The sequence below is a fragment of the Lachnoclostridium sp. An131 genome, from assembly GCF_002160825.1.
In the GTDB taxonomy this organism is placed as follows: Bacteria; Bacillota; Clostridia; order Lachnospirales; family Lachnospiraceae; genus Laedolimicola.
Genome location: NZ_NFLI01000002.1, coordinates 147705 through 170154, shown reverse-complemented (window position 1 = coordinate 170154; position 22450 = coordinate 147705). Strand labels below are relative to the sequence as shown.

The window sequence follows — 22450 nt, the reverse complement described above, 5'->3', positions numbered from 1 at the left end:
TCTACATTTGCCGAATGTTAATGTCAAGAAGAATGTTAATGTCAGGAAAAATCTGATAGTCCATCCTCATACCTGATATGATAAAAGCGGCGGCTGATGCGGTATAAAACCGCTTCAGCCGCCTGTTCTTCTATGACGCTTCTCTGATTTATTTTCTACAGGAACCCTGTCCCTACTGCCTTTTATATTCTCTTCCCAAATAATAATTCAGCTTAAAAAATACAAGCACAAGCCAGTAGCAGGCTGTATAATGCCCTTTTTTCATCAGCCAGATATAAAGCCGGATGGAAGCTGACAGCTTATCCATCGTATGGCGCTCCATGGCTTCCCGAACCTTCGGGTCCTCGCAGATCGCACGGACATGGGCTGTGACTGTTCTGCGCCCGGCCTTGTAATTCCGGTAGATTTCATTTTTGACGGCCAGAACCGTCATGCTGAGAAAGTCGTTGCGAATCTGAGGCTCGAAGTCATAGGCATCCTTATCTTTGCTGATCGCAAGGAGACGTTCCGACAAAAGCCGTACCTTGTCCATATAAGCTCCGTCATATTTTCCGGTAATGGATTTATGATTAATCCAGTAATGGTAAGGATAAAAATTCTGGAGAACGCACAGCTTCTGCGTGTCCAGAAGCACCGGAAAGGTAATCTGCATATCCTCTCCCAGAGCCACACTGTCGTCGCAGTATTTTACATTTGCACGCAGGATTTCCGTCCGGAACAGCTTCGTGACCCGGGCCGGCTGCAGAGTCCGCCCAAAGAAATAGCCGTCGTTGATAAGGGCCGGGAAAAGATTCTCCAGTTCTCTCCGGTTGTAAACCTCTTTTTTGAAATTTGAAATTTCCTCGCGCTTTGGAATCTTCGGATCCTCAAAATCAAAAACCAGGCCGCAGACTGTCATATCCGCCTGCTCGCGCTCTGCCAGGGCCAGCATCCTCTCATACATATCCGGATCGATCCAGTCGTCGCTGTCCACAAAGCCGGTATATTCCCCAATGGCCAGGGCCAGACCGGCCTTCCAGGCGGATGTCAGCCCGCCGTTTTCCTTATGGCATACCCGGATCTGCTCATACTGCGACGCATACGCGTCGCAGATGGCTCCGGAGCTGTCCGTAGAACCATCGTCCACCAGGATAATCTCCAGCCGCTTTTCCGTCTGCGCCAGAATACTGTCCACACAGCGCTTCAGATATTGCTCTACATTATAGACAGGAACAATCACACTGATTTTGTAATTACTGCTTTCCATTTTCACTCTTCACCCGATTCAAAAGCCTTCGATAGATTCCAGGGCAGGCCAGAAAAAGGCGGTAGCCGATCTCTGTGCGCAGCGGAAACCTGCCGTAGGGCCGCACCCGGCGCAGTCCCTGCCGGACAAGGAAACGTATTTCCTCCTGCTGCTCCTCGCTTCCCGGGAGAAAGTCCCGAAGACCAAAATAAATATCAATACTCCCGTCTGCAAATGCCTGAAGCCCGGGAAGCATCAGCTCCCGGTAGCCCTTTTCTTCAAAAAAGTCCAGGCGCTCCGCATTCGCCCGCACCCAGTCCATGCGCTTGGGGTTAAAGCCCCTTGTGATACTGGAAGGGGTGACAAAATATCCATACAGGGAGGAGTCCACAAAGGCCGCCTGTTTTACCAGATCATAGATGCGGTAGGTCGTGGCCTCATCCTCATGAATCCGGCCCAGCGGATACCGGATCTGCTCAAACAGCTCCCTCCGGTACAGCTTGTTCCAGGCCACTACGAAATAGGCCCCGTCCGGCCGGTACAGATTCGCCAGCATTTCACGTCCGCTGTACAGACTCACACTGCCGCTTCCGCGCTCCGGTACCGGCTCTCCCTTTACATACTCCCAGCGGCAGACGCTCAGGTCACTGCCCGTGTCCACGCAGGCCCGGTACAGACATTCCAGGAACTCCGGCGCCAGATAATCATCCGAGTCCACAAAAGCCAGATATTGGCCTTCCGCCGCTTCTATCCCTGCGTTGCGCGCGCCGGAAAGACCGGCGTTTTCCTGGTGAATCACCTGTACCCGGTCATCCTTTGCCGCATATGCGTCGCAGATCGCCGGGCAGTCATCCGGGGAACCGTCGTCCACCAGAATCACCTGTATCCTGGAATATATCTGGGCCAGCACCGAATCTACGCAGCGCCTCAGATATTGCTCTACCCGGTAAACCGGAATGATAACCGAAATCAAAGATTTTTCGTTTTCCTCTCTGTTTTCACTCATGCTTTCCGTCCTGCGGTTCTTCGCTTTCCTTCCCTCTGTTTTCCTTCTCTGCGATTTTCTGTCTGCTCTGTACCAAAGCTGCTCTCAGCTCACAGAGATCATAGGCCATCCTCACCCAGCCTTTGCGCATACAGAAATGAATCACCCTGTAATCCAGCGCCTTCAGGGCGGCCTTCCCTGCCGCGTCTGAAAGCTCCCTGTCCTTGCAGTAGCCCTCGATTACCTCCAGCTTCTCTTTTTTCGTTTTCTCCTGATCAAAGGGAAGGGCTTCTACCTCATCCAGCACATCCTGAAACAGCCGGGCATTGATCACGCCGCTTTCATCCTCATGTCCTGACAGCTCCCGGTAAAATTCCTTTGTTTCTTTCCAGATCCGTTTTGCCAGCTCCAGCCGGTCCGCTCTTTTCTGTGAGGAAAGGCTGGTTCCCGTATCATCCTGAATGTAATGGCACAGCGCTTCCTTCACGACTGTGATTCCATCCGTGCGCCTCAGATAGTCCAGGTTAAACAGAAGATCCTCCCCCAGGCTTAAGCTCTCGTCAAATCTTCCTGCCAGCTCCAGCCGGTATAATTTATTCCAGGGCATGTTCAAAAAGCCCTGTCCGTGGAGGGCCAGAAAATTTTCTTCCCCGCTCTGCCCGGGTACCTCCGGGATACGCACCACGTCTCTTCCCTGATAATGGTGATGGAAGCCGCAGATTGCGATATCTCCCTCACCTATTTCTTTTCGCATTTTCTCCGCCATGTCCGGTTCCACGTAATCGTCGCTGTCTGCAAACATCAGGTACTCTCCCTTTGCCGCCTCGATTCCCGCGTTCCGGGCGGAGGATACCCCTCCATTCTCCTTGCGGATCACGCGAATCCGGGCATCCTCCCTGGACAGAGCGCTGCACAGAGCCCCGGAGCCATCTGTCGATCCGTCATCCACCAGGATAATTTCCAGATCCTCAAACGTCTGCGCGCACAGACTCCTCACACATCTCTCCAGAGTCGTTATACTGTTATAGACCGGTACGATCACACTTATCATGACTTATCGCCCTCCTGTCCGCTCTGATGATGGAAGACTCTTGTTTTGATTACGTTAATAACCATACTTCTCTCTGTCTTTCTCAGAACTATAAAGAAATTCACCAGCAGGGCCAGCGGACCCGCAACAATTCCAATGCCAAACAGCTTTATCCAGCTGTCGATATTGACAAACAGTTCAAAAGGCAGCGCCACCAGGCAGACGGCCCCGATCGACACAAGCCCCAGCAGAATATCTCCGTAAAAGGTATACCATTTTACCTTCAGGCAGTAAGAGGCATACAGCGGCGTAAAGAAAAGATTGCGCAGCAGGTTGAAGATCGTGCTGACGCCTACAATCGCATAGACTCCCAGTTCCGGCGCTGTATCCAAAATAAGAAAGACCGATATAATCGTCAGTATCCCGCTTAAGATAATGACCATGGAGTTCAGCTTTACCCGTTTCAGAATCAGAAACACGTGGTAAAGAACCTGAATGCTGGCGCTGACAAAATAAGTTCCCACATTCAGAAGCGCCAGAATATACAGCTCTGTGGAATCCTGCGTCCCGCCTACCCAGAGTTCAAAGAAGCTCTTTCCAAATACGGTAAGGAAGGCAATCGGAATACTGATAATAAAAATCATAATCCGATCGGCGCTGGCAATAATATCCAACAGCTGTTTTTTATCCTTTTTGGCATATGCTATCGTCATCTGCGGATTAAATACCCCTGCAATCGTTCCCATCAGATTGGTGATCACAGAAGGAACCTGGCCTGAAATAGACACCGTAGTCATAGCCGCCGCGCTGATCATAATATTTGCTATCGTTGTATTCAATCCGTCCAAAAGGAGCTGCCCCAGCCTGGTTACAGAATTCCAGGCTCCCAGAGATACCAGCTCCCAGACCTTTTTCCAGCGGAAGTCTCGCAGCCGAAGCTTCATGTCCGGCAGAAGGCGCCTGGTAAACAGCACATTGGCTGCTGCCTGAATCACCGTAGAGGCCACGGAAGCACATCCCACATAAAACAGATAGGGCCGGAAGCAAAGATAGCATACCGCCAGCACAGCCAGGCGCACGATCTCGCCCAGCACAGTCGATATAGAGCTCAGCTCCAGCCGATCCCTGCTGTAGGAAGCGACACTGAATACAGAGGTAATGATGCTGATCGTAAAGTTCAGAAAAATGAAAAGGAACAGCAGCTGAATATCCGGAAGGCTGGCTCCCTCAGGTATCTGAAAGATCCTTCCCAGATAGACAATCACTACCAGCGCCGGAATCATAAAGACCGCCGCCATAATCACATTCGCAAAGAAAACAGAGGAAAAATACTGTCCAGCCTCTTCCTTTTCGTCTCTGTGAATCCGGATGGTAATAAAGCGGCTCGCCATGGTATTCAAGGCCGATACTACAATCTGAGCCGCCGACACAAATTTATTCGCAACGTCCGTAAAGCCATAGGCATTCGGAATCATACTCTCAATAGCCGGCACCAGCAGAAAGCTAAGCAGCATACTGATTCCAAACGCCATCAGCTGGGCCGTCATATTGATTGCGACACGTTTTTTATTCATGATGTTCTCTCCGTTCCGCTACAGCACAAGCACAGCCTTGATCAGATACATGACTGCAAGGAGCTGACCGATAAAGCCTGCGTACATAAGCCCCCGTTCCGCACTGCGGTCCCAGGTAAGCCTCGTATTCCGCGCAAGCAGCATCAGCGCCGGCATAAACGGAATAAAGTAACGTCCCTGCACGCCTTCGATAGACACATTCCCGTAGGGCGTCCAGGTCAGCAGCATGCCTGCCAGAATCACCCCCGCGCAGACCGCGCAGACAAAAGCAATCCAGCATTTCTGTCCTGTCCGGACGTACATGGGTTCCTCCTTTGGCTTCAGTGCGGACAGAATCAGCAGCAGCCAGAAAAGCATGGAGATCACTTCGGAAATTTCGATTTCCACCCATCCCATCTTCTGCCCTACCAGAGATTCCAGGTAAAAGGCCGTCTTATCGCTCAGGGTATTCGCCAGCATGCGGATAAGCTCCAGAGGCTGGGACAGGAAATAATGAATCGTATATCCCGCTGTCATGGAAGAGCCCACAGTAGCTGTAGCCTCTGTCGTCGTCGCAATGTAGCTGACAGTATCTGTGTTCTGGTTCAGGAAGCACAGCACAGGCAGCAGGAACAGTCCCAGAATGCAAAGGTTCCTGACCCGCTTCCCGCCAAACCGCTTCGCCGGTATCAGGAAAACCAGAAGCGCCAGCGGCAGATAGGCCCCGCTCTTTCCATACACCAGAATAATTCCGAGTATTCCAAGGCCCAGCATGTCCACAGGCTTCACCGCCTTCTCCCCAAAGGTCAGGGACACGCACCAGCAGATAAACAGGAAGCTTACTCCTGTAATCACCGCATCATAGGAAAAAGAAGTGCACTGCTGAAGATTCATAGGCAGAATCGACAGAAGAAACAGCGTCGTTTTTCCAAACGGCAGCTTTTTCATCGCAAAATATGCCAGTATCGTAAAGCCAAGAAGGTTGAACCACCGGCCCAGGAGCAGCATTGGCACCGTTCCCAGATGCAGAAGCCTGGCGAGCGTCATTCCCAGAACCGCCGGCAGATAAATAATCACAGGCGCTTCTGTCGTGGAGGTCGCGTCCGCTTCTACCAGCGTATCGTCCTCAGCCAGCGTAAACAGGCCGTCATAAATAAGCTTATAGTTTTCCAGGCTGGGACTCGAGGTGAATTCCAGCTGCGTATCGTCCTTCCGCTTGTAGCATTTATTCTCTCCTGCCGACTCAATTCCAAGAAGCGCATTGGAATGCCGGTAGGACATATCGATATGATAGGATTCATCCGGAGCCATGTACGGCGTCAGGACAAAGTTATAAATCACGCCCAGACACAGGATCGTAAAGACAAAGACCTTTTCAATCCGGCAGCGGCGCAGAAAGGCCAGATAATAAAAACCGGCTGCCACCACTTCCGCAAACAGGAACATGACGAAGAAATATTTCTGCAGGAAGAGATTGAAATACGTATGTGCATTCATGCTCAGCCGGTTCTCACTCTCTTCTCCGTTCACATAAAAGGTATTTTCCTCATAATATCCCGCAGGTGTCACAATCACCGAAAGTCCCGAATCCTGCAGGCCTTCCGAAAACTGCAGCGTAATCTCATAGGTATGCCCCTTCACGCCGCTCTGGGAATTGTCAAAGATGAGCCCCATATACTGGCCGTCAAGAAGCGTCGCGGCATCGATGTCGGCCGCGCAGAGAAGCTCTCCTCCCGCTTTGCTCTCTCCCTGGCCTCCGGACGCGCCCCCTGCTTCTGTCACATCCCGAATCTCCGCATGGATTGTGCCTTCTCCGTTAAAATCCTCACTTAAGTCCATACGGACTCCAAGCCCAACCAGCTCGTCCTCTTCTGTCGTATAATACTGTGTCAGCTCACAGCTCTCCGCAGTCACAGGCAGAAGCTCTCCATTATCTCTCATGACTACTTCCCGGTGCGTGCTGTTCATCGCCTCCCGGATCTGCACGTCATAGACATAATAGAATACCAGCGCCACGATCAGAAGCAGAAGCAAAAGCCCCAGCAGCTTTCTGTACTTTTTGTAAAAAGCCTGCGCCTTTCGCCGGAGGGCGCCGCTCTTTCCGCCTGCCTCTGCGGCATGCAGAAGCCCCGCCTCCGTCTCCGCACCGGGCTGTTCCGGCATTTTTCTTCCATACAGCAGGAAAAACATGCCCCCGAGAACAGCCAGCATCGCTGTGATCAGCAGCGGCTGCTTCACATAATGCACCTGAGTCCGGTACACTGCATTGTAGATCAGGTTCTGCTCCAATGCCTGTCCGTCCTGAGAAGAGCTTCCGCTGGTCTCATGTTCTGTATTCAGCCAGACATACGGTCCTTCTTCTATATTTTCCCCGGTAATCACCACCGTAATCTCCTGGTTTACCGGCTCTTTGTCAAACGTAACTCCCCAGAAGGCTTCCACGCCCAAATCTGCCAGCTCATAGGCTTCTGAAGCCAGAAGCTCCTCCGTCTGGCTGTCGTACGCCTCAATCAGGATCTCTCCGCTGCTTAAGCTTTTTCCATCAGCTGTAAAATAAAAAGAAAGCTGGCTGAGCGCCTGTCCTTCTGATTGATATTCAAAACGCAGTTCCGTTCCGTCAGTTATCTCTTCCGTCTTCAGTTTTAAGGAAGGCTTTCCGATCCCTTCAAGCCCTTGTGATTCCAGCCGGTCATGAGGAACCGCAACAGATATGACGAAATAGAGTATGCAGAGCACCGCATACCCTATCGCCCATTTTTTCTTATTACTCACCAAGTCCATTCTCCACGGCATTTACCATTGCAGCGAGCGCAGCCTGCTCATCCACGCCGTCACACTTAATCTCGATCTCATCCCCCGACTTTACGCAGGCGCCAAGTACGCTCAATACACTCTTGGCATTCGCCGTCGTCCTGTCAAAGGTAAAGGTGATCGAAGACTTAAACTGCATCGCGGTCTTGCAGAGGATTCCCGCCGGTCTTAAATGCAGCCCCGTTGGGTTCTGAATAACTACTTTCTGACTTACCATGCCGCATACCTCCTGTTTTCATGCTGTTTTTTGTATTTCAAGTTTTTGTATGTATCCTACTCTTCCGCAGAAGTGTTTCCAGATGAACTGCCGCTTCCGCCTGTATTGCTCCCCGAAGAAGTGCTGTCTCCGGAGCTTCCTCCAGAAGAGCTGCTTCCGGATCCGCCTCCCGCAGAGGAATCGCCTCCAGACCCGGAGGTTCCGGTCCCCCCGGAATTTTCAGAACCGGAGGAAGCGTCCCCGCCGGTTCCCGGCTCCTCCTCTTCGCCGGAACTGTCACCCGTCCCGGAACCGCCGGAGCTTCCGTTTGACGTTCCCGTGCCGGTGCTGCCCCCTGCCGTCGTTCCAGAGCTCTCTGAAGCACGCACAAGCTCAAATTCTATCTCTACATCATTCATCAAGCTGTACACATCGTCTGGCAGAGTGACGTCCAGTGTCTCCGTATAGGCCCCTTCTTCTCTGGAATACCCTGTCAGATCAAGCGTCACCGCTATCTCATCCGTATTCAGCTCAGCCAGTTCGGCGCTCGTGCCCATTACGACCAGCTCAACGCTTTCCAAATCACCAAAGTCTACCTCGTAGCCTCTGGGAACATTCCGCAGGCCGATATCTGAAACGGGAATTTCTACCGTTCTCCCCTGCTTTCTTTCTATTTCTACGACCACCGCAATGTTGGCCTCAGTATCGTCCACCAGACGGATTCCCTCTGGCAGATATGGTGTGATATCCACCGTCATCTGGAGATTTTCCGTGATTCCATCTATATTGACTGCCTCATCCGGTATCACAATCTCAGTCACATCTGCAATGGCCCCCGAGGTACCTGCTATCTCTACAGTTTCAGGCCTGTAGGAAATAGAACCGAAGCTGTAGGCCTCATCCGGGGTACCCGAATAGCCCACCTGCAACGGCACCGTCTTGGTCCGGAGCATCGTGACCACTACATCCATTCCTTCCTCTTTGCCCGTAAACTCCAACGTATTCAGCTCTGCAGTGCTTAACTGTTCATCGTTTCCATCGATCACTCTTAAGCTGCAGTGCACGGTGCTGTCTGAGGTAAGCGTCGATACCGGCAGCACAGCCTCTACCCTCCGAATCTTGGATACCACAGAAGCCGGGCCGCTGATCTCAATCATGCTCTGCTCGGGAACCGCCGTGCCAACCATATATCCATCCGGCGGACTTCCTTCCTGGTCCACGACTACATTAAATCTCTCTGTGGAAGCATCCTCAATGTTCAGGACCACATTTTCCCTGCTTTTGGTGATGTTTGCAGATTCCACCTTGCGGTTGCTGCAGGTGACCTCGATCCCCACCAGATTGCCGTACTTCATATTTTTTTCCATATCGGCCGTCGCGGTAAAATCATCTGCGGAAAGCTCATTCAGCACAGAACGCGGAGCTCTTACGCGGACGCTGATCACATCGCTGTTATCCTCAATCTGGTAAACCAGTCCCTGATCCGTCACCACATTCTCATTCAGCATCGTCACGCGAATCGGCGAATAATCCTGATAATCCACCGGATCCTCCAGATAAAGCACGATAAGCCAGAGCATCGCCGCCGAAACAATGGAAAGGAACTTAAGCCCCAGGTTTTTCGTCAGCAGCTTTTTCATGCTTCTTCACCCGTCCTTTCCACAGTCTGAATCTTCCCGTATCCTTTGTCTTATCCTGCGCCGCTGCCAGCTGCCTCTTCAGCTCCTCCTGTTCCAGATTCCGCTTCAGTTCACCCTGGGAGGCTGTCGACACAGCCCCGGTCTCCTCAGACACCACAATCGTCAGAGAATCCGTCACCTCGCTGATTCCGACGGCCGCTCTGTGCCGGGTCCCCAGCTCCTTGCTCAGGAACAGGTTATCCGACAGCGGAAGGTAGCAGGTAGCCGAGACGATCCGGTCTCCGCGCACAATCACAGCCCCGTCATGGAGCGGTGTGTTTTTTTCAAATATATTAATCAGGAGCTGGCTAGTCAGTACCGAATCCAGCGTGATTCCCGTTCTTTCGTATTCATTCAGGGGCGTCTTTTTCTCTATAACGATCAGCGCTCCGGTCTTTACCTTGGCCATCTCATATACAGCCTTTACGATCTCATTGACCGTCTTGTCGCTGAACCGCGCCTCTCCTTCCTTCGCACTGTCAAAATTAAAGATAGAGCTGATGATGTTCTGCTGCCCCAGCTGCTCCAGCGCCTTTCGAAGCTCCGGCTGAAACACGATAAGCAGGGCTGTTACACCCAGGCTGAACACATTCTGCGCCAGCCAGAGGATTGTATTCATCTCAAAATAAATAGCAATCAAAATAAAGACAAGAAGCACACCAAAGCCTTTCAAAAGCACCCAGGCGCGGGTCTTCTTGATCCACAGCATGATCTCATATATCAGGAAAGATAAGATGATGATCTCCACCACATCCGTAACGCGGATATTTGCCATACGGAAGGTGTCAAATAATTCAGTTACAACTTCAGGAATGGAAAATTTCATCGTACTCCTTCCTTTCTGCCATGTCTATCTGTTCTGTCTGTCCTGTCTCTCTGCCGGCCGCGCCGCCGGTCTTCTTCCCTGCTTCTCCTTTTTCCGGACTGCGGCAGTCTTTTTCTGCGGACTGATTTTTTTCACGGTTTTCTCCGGAACCGCAATCGTGATTTTGGGAACCGCCTTCACATAATAGTAATACTCGTCATCCTCAAACTGGACGTACTCTGTCCGGGAGTAGTCCAGGCTGAATATGGACACCTGAAGGATCAGGGCCAGACCCGCGGAAATCAGGCTGCCCACAAGAACCCCTGCGATTCTCGGCGAAATATCAAGGGCCAGGCTGCCGAACAGAAGAACGACTATATCTGTTACCGTACCCACGACAACCGCAATCGTCCAGGAGTAATCCACAGACATTCTGCGGATTACATAGACAATGATGAGTGTCAGAGAAAAAGCCGCGACAGTCAGAAGCATCTCTTTATTGTTTACCGCATTGTCGAGAAGATAGGTGATCTTCTCTGCCATCGTGCTGGTCTCTGTATTTCCGAGGATCGCTGTATTCAAATGAATATAGTGCAGCAGGAAATAGACGACTGTGCCGCAGGCTGCAGGAACCGCTGCCACAGGCGTCGCCACAAGCCCCATCGCAAGGGGGATCACATACGGAATCCGCAGGCCGAAGGCCAGCGGGGTCACAATCAGAAGATATCCATATTTCGGCGCTGTCCTGAAAAACAGCAGGAACATCAGCGCAAACAGCACAAAGGTGATAGCAAACGCTTCCAGAGAAAGAGAATACATGTGCACCAGAATCAGAAGCGCTCCAAAGACAGCTGTCATATTCAGCGGCAGGAACGAGCACATCAGCGCCAGCACCAGGGCAATCCCGGGATTCGTAAGTCTCGGCATAAAGCCCACATTGGCATTGATTACCAGAAATGTAATCAGCGCAAGGGCAAATTTCAGTACCGGGAAGATATAAATATCGTATTTTCCCAGAAACAGTTTCATCTTTTCTCTATATTCCAGTAAAGTCTTCATTTTCTTCCGCTCCTTCTGATGTAAGCTCGCTGCCCGCGCTTCTGGACTCTGTCTGATAGATATGCGACAGCTGCTTCAGAATATGATTGTATGCCGCCAGGCGCTTCTTATTCTGCTGATAGCGGTTGTAATATACCACATAGTGAATCAGCAGAAAGATTCCCAGCAGGCTCAGGTAGAGGAGCCCCAGCCCTCTTCCCATGGCCGGAAGATCCAGCCTGTTGATGTTGCTCATCAGGTATTCCATTTTATAAAAGGCCCACAGCCCCACACACAGGCAGAAGGCGGCAGTAAAAGAAACCCATGCGCCAATCAGCCGGAGACTGATATAATCTCCGCGGAAAAACCGGTTCATGGACAAAGCCTGCTTTCCTTCCCCCGCCTCAAACGAGGCAGCCTTCGCCATAAGTCTGACTTTTTCTTCGTTAACCATGTGTACCTCTCTTGTCTTTTCTCTGCGCACATATCCTGTTCACGCAGTATTTTGACTTTTCAGACTTCAGTATATCATGTCTCAGACATATTTAAAAGCCTCTTCCAATACAAATCGCCAAAAAATACACTTTTTCCGCCCCATGCTCAAGCAGCACGCCGGCGGCCGCGTCTATCGTGCTCCCTGTCGTATAAATATCGTCAATCAGCACTATTTTTCTTAATTTTACATCATTTTTCCGCACTTGAAAAGCATTTTTCAGGTTGGACCTTCTCTGTGCGTCGCTCAGCTCCTTTTGGGGGCTGGTCCTTTTTGCCCGGAAAAGGAGGCCGGTTTCCACAGGAATTCCCAGACTTTTTCCAATTCTCCGGGCCACAAGCTCCGCCTGGTTAAAGCCTCTTTTTCTCATTCTGCTTTTATGGAGCGGAATGGGAATCAGCGCGTCCGGCTCCCAGGAAAGCAGCGCCGTCCCGCAGCTTTTTATTAGCTCCTCCGCGTAAAAATCTGCATACTCCCTGCGGTTTCTGTATTTAAACCGCGCGACCGAGGCCCGCAGCAGCCTGTCATAAGGAAACACTGCCTTTCCCCGTATGTAAGAATGCTTCCTGCGCCCGCAGTCAGCGCAGTATTCCGTCTCTTCTTTTTCCAGAGGCTTCCCGCATTTTTTGCAGGCCGGTTCCCGGACATAGACAAGTCTCTGCCTGCATTCTCCGCAGGCCAGTATCTTATGTGAGCCTGTGAGTCCGTCACAGATCGGGCATCTGCGAGGATAGATAAGATTTGACAGCCTCGCAAAGGCCTGTATACCGTTTCTGTTCTGTTCCATTGTCCACCATAGCCTGGAAGGTCTCCGCGCTTCCCACCAGCGTCACGCAGGACCGCGCCCGCGTAACCGCCGTATACAGAAGATTCCGGTTCATCAGCGGCCGGGGCCCTGACAAAAGCGGGATCACCACGGCCGGATACTCGCTTCCCTGGGATTTATGTACTGTGATCGCATAGGCCAGCTCCAGCTCGTCAAGCTGCTTATAGGGATAGGAGACCATGCGTCCTTCATCAAATTCCACCGTCACCTCTTCCGCAAAGTCATTGACTGACCTTACAATTCCCATGTCCCCGTTGAACACGCCCAGTCCTCTGTCGACTGCTATTCCATAGCGGTTGCGCACTTCCCATTCCAGCTGATAATTGTTGCGTATCTGCATGACCTTGTCTCCGGTCCGCAGAACGCCTTTTCCATTTTCTCCATTTTCTCCGCCCGAAGCACCGTGCCCGAAGGGAATCTCAGGCTTGTCCGGCGCCTCCGGGTTCAGATACCGCTGCAGCACACGGTTCAGGTTCTCCACTCCCAGCACTCCTTTTCGCATAGGCGTCAGAACCTGAATATCCGAGATCTGCGCGTTCACATACCGGGGCATCTTTTCCTGCACCAGCGCCAGCACCACCCGCAGAATCAAGTTCGGATCCTGGCGTTTCAGGAAAAAGAAATCCCGGCTCTTATTATCCAGGGTGATCCTTTCCCCTCTGTTGATCTTATGTGCGTTTACAATGATATCGCTCTTAGCCGCCTGGCGGAAAATCTTCGTCAGCCGCACCACCGGGAAGGCTCCGGAGCGTATCAGATCCTGAAGTACGCTGCCCGGGCCGACGCTGGGAAGCTGATTGACGTCACCCACCAGAATCAGCCTGGTCCCCGGCACCACCGCCTTTAAAAGCGCCTGCATGAGATAGAGATCCACCATCGACATTTCATCAATGATAATCACATCTGCTTCCAGCGGATTCTCCTCATTTTTCGCGAAGACTGCCCTTCCTGACGCTCCCGCAAGATTATCCGGGCCGCCCGCAAGCTCCAGCAGCCGGTGAATCGTTCGCGCCTGGCAGCCCGTGGCTTCTGTCATCCTCTTTGCCGCTCTCCCTGTGGGGGCGGCCAGAAGAATCTCCATGTCCTCCGCCTCAAAGTACCGGATCATTGCGTTGATCGTCGTGGTCTTTCCCGTTCCCGGCCCCCCGGTCAGAATCAGCACGCCGTTTTTTACAGCCTCCGACACTGCTTCCTTCTGACGCTCATCCAGCTCAATTTGGGACTGCTGAGAGATCCTGTGGAGCCTTGTGTCAATTTCTGTATCGGAGGTCTCCAGGGAAAGATTCAGGCGGCAGAGCATCACCGCCGTGCTGAGCTCGGCGTAGTATGCCGCGGCACTGTACACAAACGGTGCCTCTTCCCCATTTTCATCTGGCAGAAGCTTGCGCACCAGCTTTCGATCCATGTTCAGGTCTGACAGATGCCGCTCCACAGCTTCCAGAGGAACGCCCAAAAGCTCGGACGTCCTGGACAGAAGCATCTGCTCCGGCAGGCAGGTATGACCCTCTCCGGCAGCAAAAAGCAGGGTGTACAAAATTCCGCTCCGAATCCGGAAATCCGAATCCTCCCGGATTCCCACTCTCTTCGCGATTTCATCCGCAGTCCGAAAGCCTACCCCCGCAATATCATCCGCAAGGCAGTAGGGATTTTCCTTTATGATATGGTATATTTCCTGTCCATACTGCTGATAGATCTTCACAGACAGATTTACGGAAATCCCATATTCCTGAAGAAAGATCATCGCCTGGCGCAGATCCCTCTTTTCCTCCATCTGTTCCGCAATCTCCCTGGCCTTGCGCTCGCTGATTCCCTTAATCTCAGCCAGGCGTTCCGGCTCTCTCTCCATGATTTCAAAGGTTTTGGCCCCAAAGCGCCTGACGATCCGAGCCGCCAGCGCCGCGCCAATCCCCCGGATCGCTCCGCTTCCCAGATAACGTTCCATGGCAAGGGCATCCTTTGGCGCCTTCACCTGGGAGCTCTCTGCATGAAACTGCTGTCCATACAGGGGATGCTCTGTATATTCGCCTTCCAGTTCCAGCAGCTCCCCTTCGCTTATGTAAGAAAAAGTTCCCACCACTGTGATCTCTTCCTCATCTGCCGCGAGGTTCAGCACCGAATAACCGTTGTCCACATTTCGATAGATAATATGTTCTACATAGCCTTCCAGTTTCATCATACACCTATAAAAACGGCATGACAGAAGAATCCTCCGTCATGCCCCTCATTTGTATCTTTTTCTGTGCAGCTTCCACGGCAGACATGCGCGTCCTGCGTAAGTACCTCCCGTGTAAGCTTCCCCATGCTCTCAGTCATGAGAATACGGATAGCTTACGCATGCAGATCCTCACGGTTGCCCGCCATAAATTCCACAAACTTTCCTGTTCCAATCGCCACGCACTTCATGGAATCCTCCGCCGTCATCGTATTGATTCCGGTCTTTTCCTCCAGAAGCTCTTCCAGGCCGCGCAGAAGCGCTCCTCCTCCGGTCAGAACGATGCCGCGGTCCGCGATATCCGCCGCCAGCTCGGGCGGAGTCTTCTCCAGCACGCTGTGAACCGCTTCCACAATCTGCATGGTCGTCTCGCGGAGAGCCTCCTCGCAGTCCTCAGAGGTCACCTCCACGGTCTTGGGAAGACCCGTCACCAGGTTACGGCCGCGTACATTCATACGCTCCACCTCTGCTCTCGGATAGCAGGTTCCCACCTTTATTTTGATATCCTCTGCGGTTCTCTCACCAATCAGAAGATTGTGCTTTTTACGCATGTAGCGCACAATCGCCTCGTCAAAGTCATCGCCGGCCACCTTTACCGATGTGCTGACTACCGTGCCTCCCAGAGAAATCACAGCGATATCGCTGGTTCCTCCTCCGATATCCACGATCATGTTTCCACAGGGCCTGGAAATATCGATGCCGGCTCCGATAGCGGCCGCAATCGGCTCTTCAATGATCAGAACCTCTCTCGCTCCCGCCTGGTAGGTCGCGTCCTCCACGGCCTTCTTCTCCACCTCTGTAACGCCGCTGGGCACGCAGACCGCGATGCGCGGTTTGCGGAAGGTCTTCTTTCCGGTAGCCTTCTGAATAAAGTAACGCAGCATTTTCTCCGTCACCGTGTAGTCAGAAATAACGCCCTGGCGAAGCGGACGCACTGCAATAATATTGCCCGGCGTTCTTCCCAGCATCAGGCGCGCCTCCTCACCGATGGCGCGGATCTTATTCGTATCTCTGTCAAACGCTACTACGGACGGCTCCTTGAGCACAACGCCCTTTCCATTTATATACACCAGAATACTCGCGGTACCCAGATCAATTCCGATATCAGTCCCTGCCATGATTCACAATCCCCTTTCTCGCTTTTCTCTCAGTTTCTTCCTATGATTACATTCTTTCACATTTATCAGCAGTTATTCAGGCATCCGGCCTCTTTCCTGTAAAACAGCCATGGCTCTCTGCCGGAAACCGTCCCATCTGTCTATGACTTTATATAGAAGGCGCGTCGTTCACAGCCTGTCCCGGCCCTGTATTTCAGCCGCAGAAGACCCCTGCATTTACGCCAATCTATATTATATACAATAGTTGCCAAAAAGAAAAGCACTTTTTTTCTAAGCGGGGAAAATTAAGCAGTTCTTAAGGTTCCAGGCGTATTTAAGCGGCTTCCAGGTGTTTCTGCTGCTAATTTGCTGCCCAGAGGCCGGCCAGCCATTCCACCGCTTCCCGGAGCCTGGCCTTCTGCTCCTCTGTACAGTCTGCAGTCTCCTGCGCCAGATTCAAATCTGCCATGTCATATCGTTTTCCCGCAAGGAGCCTTTCCAGCTTTTCCGGCAGGTCCACATCGAGGGCGTCCGAATACACCTTAATCTCACTGATATGCATCGCATGGAGCTTCAGCCAGACCTCTACTTCTCCCCAGTCAAACCGGTGCGTATAGGAGCTCTCACACTCCGGAGATTTGCCATATCTCCATTCCCAGGAGGCATAAAGCTCATATGTCTCCTGCACCTCAGGATTGTCAAGCTGTGCCGGATCAAGCTCTGTAAAATCTCCGTAAACCTCCAGAAAGCTCTCCTTCAGCGCCTGGCGCATTGCCTCTACCGTAACCGCAGGATTTAAGTCCTTCAGATTGCAGACCCGGGACCGGACGGATTTCACACCTTTGGCTTTCATCTTTTCTTTGGAAGGCGTCAGATAACGGCCAAGCTGCGACACATCCACATCCACCATCAGCGTGCCGTGCTGAATATTACATCTCGAGTTTTTGGAAAAGGCATTGCCTGAAAACTTAAACCCATCCTCTGTAATAATATCATTCCGTCCGGAAAATTTCGTCTCTATGCCAAATTTACGGCAGGCTGCCTGCACCGTCCGAAGCTGCCGATCCAAATCATACCGTTCCGGTGACGCCAGAAAGGTAAAGCACAGATTTCCCAAATCCTGATAGACAGCGCCTCCGCCCGTCGTCCTCCGGGCCAGAAAGCCCCCTTCCTCCTCCAGGAGCTGCGCCCGGCACTCCCGAATCGCATTCTGGTTCCTTCCTATTACTACCGTATGATCATTCTGCCAGAGATAGAGAACCATGTCTCCCTCTCCGATACGGTCCGCCAGGTATTTCTCCACGGCAAGATTCCGCCAGGGGTTCCAGGTATACGTCTGCAGAAAATAATTGTTCGCCATTTTTGTCTCTCCTTTGTCAGCTTCTTCAGCATATGCCGATTTCTATGGTTACTTGGCAGCAGGACCAGCCGCCTTCTGCCAGCCGCAGGCAAAAGGCAGAAGGGCCGGTGAAAACCAGACTCCTGTTTTCTCCGGCCCTTTGTTCATTTTACATGAAATTCAGGACTAACACAACTTTTAATTATCCTTTTCCCTCACTGCCGCAAAAGAGGAAAGCCTCCGGCACCTTATCTTAAGCCTTACAGCAGTCTGGCCGTCTCAAGCATAGACTGGTACAGCCGGCAGAACTGCCGGTATTTGCGCTCATACCGCTCCGATTCACAGGGAACGTAGCTTTTTTCCGTTCTGTTTCCCAGGGCAGCCAGCTCCCTGTATTTCTCCGCATCCGCCCCTTCGCCTGCTGCCGCTATCATCGCCGCGCCCAGGCAGGCGGCCGGACAATCAGCTACCTCCATTGCGCATAAGGCTTCTATAACAGCCGGAAAGGTTCTCGCTCTTACCGCCGCCAAGCTATACCAATCACCGAAAAAGCTCACAGAAATCCAAAAAGAGTTTTCTCAGCTTACCCCCGGAAAATATATCTGTCCTTTTCACAAAGACAAAAAACCGGGAGTTCTCGAAAGCTGAGCACAACAAACTCTGTCCCGGGGGGGGGCTGCGTTTTTCGCACCTCCCGGCCGCACTTTTCTTTAAGGAAAATATTTTTTTCTTTTTCTTCTTTTTCACTCTGTTTTTACTAAAAAATACCGTATTTTATTATGTATATTTGTGTTTTTAAAAATATACAGAAAATATTATTGACTATCGTTTTTCCTTTTTTATAATTAAAACAAGAAAATCTTTACCTAAAAGGAACACAGACCTTTTTATGAATTAAACCAGGCATCCTTCCAGGACATCAGGAAACTGCTCTTTGGAGGCTTTGATATTTGCGTGAACTTTTCCCGTTAATATCATTTCCGGAAACAATCCTGACAGGCGGCTTTCAGAGTACAAAGGAATGCACTTCACACACGTTCTACGTGCATTCCTTTGTACTCCAGCTCCCGCAGGCTCTCTTCACTGCAATTTCTGTCGGTGACAAGCCGGACCGCCGCATCAATTCCATGAAGGTATGTGAATCCCGTACGCCCTATTTTGGTATGATCAGCTACGATCAGGATCCCTCTCGATCGTTCCATCATAATGCGGTTGACCGACGCTTCCTCTGCATGAAACGTTGTGATACCGCCGGAAACGCTCACTCCATCTACAGAAAGCACCGCCCAGTCCGCCTGATACCGCTGCAGCTGCTTTTGCGCGTCCTCCCCAAACGTAAATCCGTTCTGCACGTTAATTTCTCCGCCCAGAAGTATCACGTGTACGGAGGGAAGCGTTCCCAGTTCGGCCGCTACAGCCAGAGAGTTGGTAACGACATTCAGGTTTCTCCGTTTTTTCAGCGCCCGCGCAAGGCAGCGCGTTGTTGAGCCGGAATTGATAAACAATGTACATCCATCCGGAAGCTGCTCCGCCGCATACCTCGCTATCGCCCATTTTTCCTCGTCCTCACTGCCTGCATCCCAGCCTTGCGCAGCAGGCCGCGGCTTCATGATAGCCCCTCCCTGGACACGCTCCAAACGTCCATCCGCTTCCAGTGCATCCAGGTCTGTACGTATCGTTACAGGTGTCACTCCCAGCTCCTGGCTCAGCTCTGTGACCAGTACCCTTCCTTTTTCCTTCAGTATCTCCAGAATCCTGTTTCTTCTGATGTCAATTTTCAGTCTCCCGTCTGCCATTTTATCTCTCCTTCTACAGCGCCTTATGATTCAGTCTTTCTCCTACAGCTCCACCCGGATGGATTAAGGCAAACTGCTCCTCCTGATAATCCGTCTCCTCAATAAGGGCCGCCTGCAAAGCGTGAAAAATCATGCACAAAGCAGTCGTACTGGTCGTTCCCTGCGCGTTGTATTTGTCGGTCTCCCTGTTCACATGCTGCTTCAACACCACATCCGCTCCGCCGGCCAGAGGAGAGTCCAAATTTTCTGTCACTGTGATCACAGATACTCCCTTTGCTTTGCAAATCTCCAGAATCGGCAAAAGCTCCTTCGTCTTACCTCCGCGCGAAGCAAACACCATCACATCGCCTTTCTGCAGAAAGCCTGTTGCTCCATGCACCGCTTCCGCTGGCGATATGAAGCGCGCAGGCCTTTCTATGCAGCACATCAGATGAGCAAAATGCTGACAGATAATACCTGAATGTCCACATCCAGAGGCTCCAATTCTTTCAGCCGACGCCAGCAGCCTCACCGCATTGCCAAACTGCTCCTCATCAAAATATGCCTTCATCTCTTCAATGCACGTCTTCTCAATCTCATACGCTGCCAGGGCAGCCGCCTTTGCTTCTGCTTTCATAGTCTTTCTCCTTAATTCCGTCTTTATAGGTCACATTGTTTATATAAAAGAAAATATCATTTTCTTTTTGACAAGTCAACTATCTTATTGCAAAGTTTTTATTTTTGCAGAAAAAAGGGCAAAGGACTGAACTCTGGCCTCCGCCAGCCGTTCTGTCCCTTGCCCTCTATTTATTCGCCAACAGCCATTTGCCTGTCTGCCTTTTTATTCAGCTGCACAAGCTGTCATACACCCGTTTTCCCTTACACACCCAGCTTCAGCTTTCTCATCTGCTCCTCAGCCGTCACATTCGTCACCGGTGTATACCCCTTCAGCGGAACCAGCTTCTCGTTGATGGCATCCAGGATCCACTCCTTCTGCGGGAAGAAATACTTGTCGTACTCAAAGGGAGGTGTGATCCAGTTCTGAGCTCCTACTACTGCAGGCGGTGCATCCAGGTAATCGAAGGCAAGCTCAGTGATGTTCTTTGCCACCTCATCCAGGAAGCTTCCTCTTGCGCAGGCGTCAGAAGCCAGCACAACCTTTCCGGTCTTCTTTACAGACTCAATGATCTTGGTGTAATCAAGCGGAACCAGGCTGCACAGGTTAATCAGCTCTGCAGACAGGCCATATTTCTCCTTCAGCTCCTGTACTGCGTCATAAGCTCTGTACAATGTGGCGCCGATAGTCAGGACTGTAATATCAGATCCTGTCGTAATAACATCCACATCACCGAAGGGAAGCTCATACTCTTCCTTCGGAACGCCGCCCTCGTGGAATTTCTCGCCTACGTCATAGATTCTCTGGCTCTCAAAGAAGACAACCGGATCGGTTCCGTTCAGGGCCGCCTGCATCAGTCCCTTCGCCTCATACGGTGTGGCCGGGAAGCATACCTTCAGTCCCGGTACATGAGCACACATGGAGGTCCAGTCCTGAGAGTGCTGCGCGCCATACTTGGAGCCTACCGATACACGCAGAATCAGCGGCATCTTCAGAATTCCGGCGCTCATGGCCTGCCATTTCGCCATCTGGTTGAAAATCTCGTCGCCGCAGCAGCCGATAAAGTCACCGTACATCAGCTCGATTACCGCGCGGCCGCCGCACATGGTGTAGCCTACGCCGGTTCCCACGATGGCTGATTCGGAAATCGGAGAATTGAACAGTCTGGAGTAGGGGATTACATCAGTAAATCCACGGTATACGGCAAACGCGCCGCCCCAGTCACGCACGTCCTCACCATAGGCAATCAGGGTCGGATCCTCATAATATTTATTGAGCATAGGCTCAAAAACTGCATCACGGATGTTATAACGCTTCATAGAGCTTACTTCCTGTCCGTCCATATAATGCGTGCGGATCTTTTTCTGGATATCCCGGTAACGCTTGCAGTTCTCCTTCGGTCCCATAACAGACGGTTCCCTGCCCGGATCCATGTTGCGCTGCTTTCCGTTGTTGAACATTACGCGCTCGATGATAGCCGGGTCCTTGTCAAAATCAAGGTACGGAGACGCTTCCTTGTCAGCTGCCAGACGGCAGATGCGTGCCATTCTCTCTTTTGTCTTTGCCCAGATTTCTTCAAATACGCTGTCATCTGCTACGCCCGCCTCTACCAGAGCCTTGCGGTATGTCACCAGCGGATCCTGAGCCTTCCATGCCTCAATCTCCTCTTTGGTACGGTATGCGTTCTGGTCGGAGGTAGAATGGCCAAGCAGCCGGTAGGTCACCACATCCAGGAATACCGGACCCTCACCGCTCTTAACCAGAGGAAGCTTACGGCGGTATGCGTCAATGACTGCCAGCGGATTATAGCCGTCTACACGCTCTGCGTGGAGCTGGCTCTCCGTCACGCCTGCGCCCATACGCGCAAGCTCGCCGTAGCCCATAGTCTCGCCGCAGGTCTGGCCGCCCATGCCATAGGAGTTATTATTGATATTGAAGATCAACGGCAGTCCGCCCTTTCTTCCCTCTTCCCAGAGCGTGCGGTACTGATCCATAGTCGCGAAAGAAAGAGCCTCCCACACGGGACCGCGTCCCATAGAACCATCACCCAGGTTTGCTACAACTACACCCTCTCTGTCATTACATTTTTTGAACAGGGAAGCGCCCGTAGCAATCGTCGCAGAACCGCCTACCAGAGCGTTGTTCGGATATACACCAAAGGGGAGGAAGAATGCGTGCATGGATCCGCCCAATCCCTTATGGAAACCGTTTTCGCGGGCAAACAGCTCTGCAAGCGCTCCATATACCAGGAACTCAATAGCCAGCTCTTTCACATCGCCCTCTGCCTTGCTGACAGTCTTAATGGCCTTGAGGGTCTTTCCATCAAAGAAGTTCTCCATAATATCGAGAAGCTCCTTATCCTCCAGCTTCTGGATGCAGGACAGGCCCTTGGCCAGAATCTCACTGTGGCTTCTGTGGCTTCCGAATGTGAAGTCCTCTTTGCCAAGCAGATAAGCCTCTCCTACCGCTGCAGCCTCCTGTCCAAGAGACAGATGAGCCGGACCCGGATATGTAGTCTCCACATCAGCGTATTTCGCCTGAGTCTTAATCTGGTTCAACATATCCTCGAACTCACGGCAGATCGTCATATCACGGAAAATACGAAGCAGATCTTCCTTTGTATAGTTTCCTTCATCCAATTCTTCCTGTACGGATTTTTTGTACACGTTGATCGGAATGTCTTTGAATGTGATTTTTCCTTCAGCACGCATTTTGTCCGGATCAACAAATATTGACTTTGGCATGTTCTTTATCTCCTTTTTATAAATTT

18 protein-coding genes are annotated in these 22450 nt (G+C 51.6%); all 18 read right to left on the bottom strand.

All coding sequences use genetic code 11. From position 1 onward, the window contains the following. Positions 1 to 172: 172 nt before the first annotated feature. The 18 genes from B5E77_RS02365 to B5E77_RS02280 all read right to left on the bottom strand — a co-directional run bounded on the left by B5E77_RS02365 (position 173) and on the right by B5E77_RS02280 (position 22424). On the bottom strand, positions 173 to 1246 hold the full coding sequence (locus tag B5E77_RS02365) for a glycosyltransferase (protein WP_087163791.1): 1074 nt from the start codon (positions 1244 to 1246) through the stop codon (positions 173 to 175). Next, positions 1233 to 2231 carry a glycosyltransferase family 2 protein gene (locus B5E77_RS02360; protein ID WP_087163790.1) on the bottom strand — a complete coding sequence of 333 codons (999 nt, stop codon included), beginning with the start codon at positions 2229 to 2231 and terminating at the stop codon, positions 1233 to 1235. Before B5E77_RS02360 ends, B5E77_RS02365 begins: the two co-directional genes overlap by 14 nt. After that, positions 2224 to 3261, bottom strand: a complete 1038-nt coding sequence (locus B5E77_RS02355) for a glycosyltransferase family 2 protein (RefSeq protein WP_087163789.1) — start codon at positions 3259 to 3261, stop codon at positions 2224 to 2226. The genes B5E77_RS02360 and B5E77_RS02355 overlap by 8 nt, the downstream gene beginning before the upstream one ends. Further along, positions 3258 to 4814 (bottom strand): MATE family efflux transporter, encoded by a 1557-nt coding sequence (locus B5E77_RS02350; RefSeq protein WP_087163788.1) that lies wholly within the window; start codon positions 4812 to 4814, stop codon positions 3258 to 3260. The genes B5E77_RS02355 and B5E77_RS02350 overlap by 4 nt, the downstream gene beginning before the upstream one ends. Positions 4815 to 4832: 18 nt before the next feature. Beyond that, positions 4833 to 7565, bottom strand: coding sequence for a DUF2142 domain-containing protein (locus B5E77_RS02345; RefSeq protein ID WP_162609623.1), 2733 nt, complete (start codon positions 7563 to 7565; stop codon positions 4833 to 4835). Further along, a complete protein-coding gene (locus tag B5E77_RS02340; protein ID WP_087163786.1) occupies positions 7558 to 7821 on the bottom strand; it encodes an HPr family phosphocarrier protein in 264 nt (87 codons plus the stop codon). The genes B5E77_RS02345 and B5E77_RS02340 overlap by 8 nt, the downstream gene beginning before the upstream one ends. A gap of 56 nt (positions 7822 to 7877) precedes the next feature. Continuing rightward, on the bottom strand, positions 7878 to 9440 hold the full coding sequence (locus tag B5E77_RS02335) for a CdaR family protein (protein WP_087163785.1): 1563 nt from the start codon (positions 9438 to 9440) through the stop codon (positions 7878 to 7880). Then, positions 9406 to 10305: a diadenylate cyclase CdaA gene (gene cdaA, locus B5E77_RS02330; protein WP_087163784.1), complete on the bottom strand. Its 900-nt coding sequence runs from the start codon at positions 10303 to 10305 to the stop codon at positions 9406 to 9408. The genes B5E77_RS02335 and cdaA overlap by 35 nt, the downstream gene beginning before the upstream one ends. Positions 10306 to 10329: 24 nt before the next feature. Continuing rightward, on the bottom strand, positions 10330 to 11343 hold the full coding sequence (locus tag B5E77_RS02325) for a hypothetical protein (RefSeq protein WP_204248001.1): 1014 nt from the start codon (positions 11341 to 11343) through the stop codon (positions 10330 to 10332). Beyond that, positions 11321 to 11776 (bottom strand): hypothetical protein, encoded by a 456-nt coding sequence (locus tag B5E77_RS02320; RefSeq protein ID WP_087163783.1) that lies wholly within the window; start codon positions 11774 to 11776, stop codon positions 11321 to 11323. The genes B5E77_RS02325 and B5E77_RS02320 overlap by 23 nt, the downstream gene beginning before the upstream one ends. A 91-nt stretch (positions 11777 to 11867) precedes the next feature. Beyond that, positions 11868 to 12602, bottom strand: coding sequence for a ComF family protein (locus B5E77_RS02315; RefSeq protein ID WP_087163782.1), 735 nt, complete (start codon positions 12600 to 12602; stop codon positions 11868 to 11870). Beyond that, positions 12523 to 14817, bottom strand: coding sequence for an SF1B family DNA helicase RecD2 (recD2, locus tag B5E77_RS02310; RefSeq protein ID WP_087163781.1), 2295 nt, complete (start codon positions 14815 to 14817; stop codon positions 12523 to 12525). Before recD2 ends, B5E77_RS02315 begins: the two co-directional genes overlap by 80 nt. A gap of 152 nt (positions 14818 to 14969) precedes the next feature. Beyond that, entirely contained in the window at positions 14970 to 15971 is a 1002-nt protein-coding gene (locus tag B5E77_RS02305; protein WP_087163780.1) for a rod shape-determining protein, read from the bottom strand. 340 nt (positions 15972 to 16311) lie between these two features. Next, complete coding sequence (locus tag B5E77_RS02300; protein WP_087163779.1) at positions 16312 to 17310, bottom strand: lipoate--protein ligase; 999 nt, start codon at positions 17308 to 17310, stop codon at positions 16312 to 16314. Positions 17311 to 17549: 239 nt separating this feature from the next. Then, complete coding sequence (locus B5E77_RS02295) at positions 17550 to 17765, bottom strand: hypothetical protein (protein WP_087163778.1); 216 nt, start codon at positions 17763 to 17765, stop codon at positions 17550 to 17552. 552 nt (positions 17766 to 18317) lie between these two features. Continuing rightward, positions 18318 to 19085 carry a DeoR/GlpR family DNA-binding transcription regulator gene (locus tag B5E77_RS02290; protein WP_087163777.1) on the bottom strand — a complete coding sequence of 256 codons (768 nt, stop codon included), beginning with the start codon at positions 19083 to 19085 and terminating at the stop codon, positions 18318 to 18320. A 13-nt stretch (positions 19086 to 19098) separates the two neighbouring features. Beyond that, entirely contained in the window at positions 19099 to 19701 is a 603-nt protein-coding gene (locus B5E77_RS02285) for a KpsF/GutQ family sugar-phosphate isomerase (protein ID WP_087163776.1), read from the bottom strand. 242 nt (positions 19702 to 19943) lie between these two features. Continuing rightward, complete coding sequence (locus B5E77_RS02280; RefSeq protein ID WP_087163775.1) at positions 19944 to 22424, bottom strand: alpha-ketoacid dehydrogenase subunit alpha/beta; 2481 nt, start codon at positions 22422 to 22424, stop codon at positions 19944 to 19946. Between the last annotated feature and the right edge of the window lie 26 nt (positions 22425 to 22450).

What these genes read in the sequence shown, in the direction of transcription:
- B5E77_RS02285 (WP_087163776.1), bottom strand. Translation starts at nt 19,701, where the DNA reads ATGAAAGCAGAAGCAAAGGCGGCTGCCCTGGCAGCGTATGAGATTGAG.
- recD2 (WP_087163781.1), bottom strand. Translation starts at nt 14,817, where the DNA reads ATGATGAAACTGGAAGGCTATGTAGAACATATTATCTATCGAAATGTG.
- B5E77_RS02350 (WP_087163788.1), bottom strand. Translation starts at nt 4,814, where the DNA reads ATGAATAAAAAACGTGTCGCAATCAATATGACGGCCCAGCTGATGGCG.
- B5E77_RS02295 (WP_087163778.1), bottom strand. Translation starts at nt 17,765, where the DNA reads ATGGAGGTAGCTGATTGTCCGGCCGCCTGCCTGGGCGCGGCGATGATA.
- B5E77_RS02335 (WP_087163785.1), bottom strand. Translation starts at nt 9,440, where the DNA reads ATGAAAAAGCTGCTGACGAAAAACCTGGGGCTTAAGTTCCTTTCCATT.
- B5E77_RS02355 (WP_087163789.1), bottom strand. Translation starts at nt 3,261, where the DNA reads ATGATAAGTGTGATCGTACCGGTCTATAACAGTATAACGACTCTGGAG.
- B5E77_RS02360 (WP_087163790.1), bottom strand. Translation starts at nt 2,231, where the DNA reads ATGAGTGAAAACAGAGAGGAAAACGAAAAATCTTTGATTTCGGTTATC.
- B5E77_RS02290 (WP_087163777.1), bottom strand. Translation starts at nt 19,085, where the DNA reads ATGGCAGACGGGAGACTGAAAATTGACATCAGAAGAAACAGGATTCTG.
- cdaA (WP_087163784.1), bottom strand. Translation starts at nt 10,305, where the DNA reads ATGAAATTTTCCATTCCTGAAGTTGTAACTGAATTATTTGACACCTTC.
- B5E77_RS02305 (WP_087163780.1), bottom strand. Translation starts at nt 15,971, where the DNA reads ATGGCAGGGACTGATATCGGAATTGATCTGGGTACCGCGAGTATTCTG.
- B5E77_RS02340 (WP_087163786.1), bottom strand. Translation starts at nt 7,821, where the DNA reads ATGGTAAGTCAGAAAGTAGTTATTCAGAACCCAACGGGGCTGCATTTA.
- B5E77_RS02365 (WP_087163791.1), bottom strand. Translation starts at nt 1,246, where the DNA reads ATGGAAAGCAGTAATTACAAAATCAGTGTGATTGTTCCTGTCTATAAT.
- B5E77_RS02325 (WP_204248001.1), bottom strand. Translation starts at nt 11,343, where the DNA reads ATGAAGACTTTACTGGAATATAGAGAAAAGATGAAACTGTTTCTGGGA.
- B5E77_RS02315 (WP_087163782.1), bottom strand. Translation starts at nt 12,602, where the DNA reads ATGGAACAGAACAGAAACGGTATACAGGCCTTTGCGAGGCTGTCAAAT.
- B5E77_RS02300 (WP_087163779.1), bottom strand. Translation starts at nt 17,310, where the DNA reads ATGGCGAACAATTATTTTCTGCAGACGTATACCTGGAACCCCTGGCGG.
- B5E77_RS02320 (WP_087163783.1), bottom strand. Translation starts at nt 11,776, where the DNA reads ATGGTTAACGAAGAAAAAGTCAGACTTATGGCGAAGGCTGCCTCGTTT.
- B5E77_RS02280 (WP_087163775.1), bottom strand. Translation starts at nt 22,424, where the DNA reads ATGCCAAAGTCAATATTTGTTGATCCGGACAAAATGCGTGCTGAAGGA.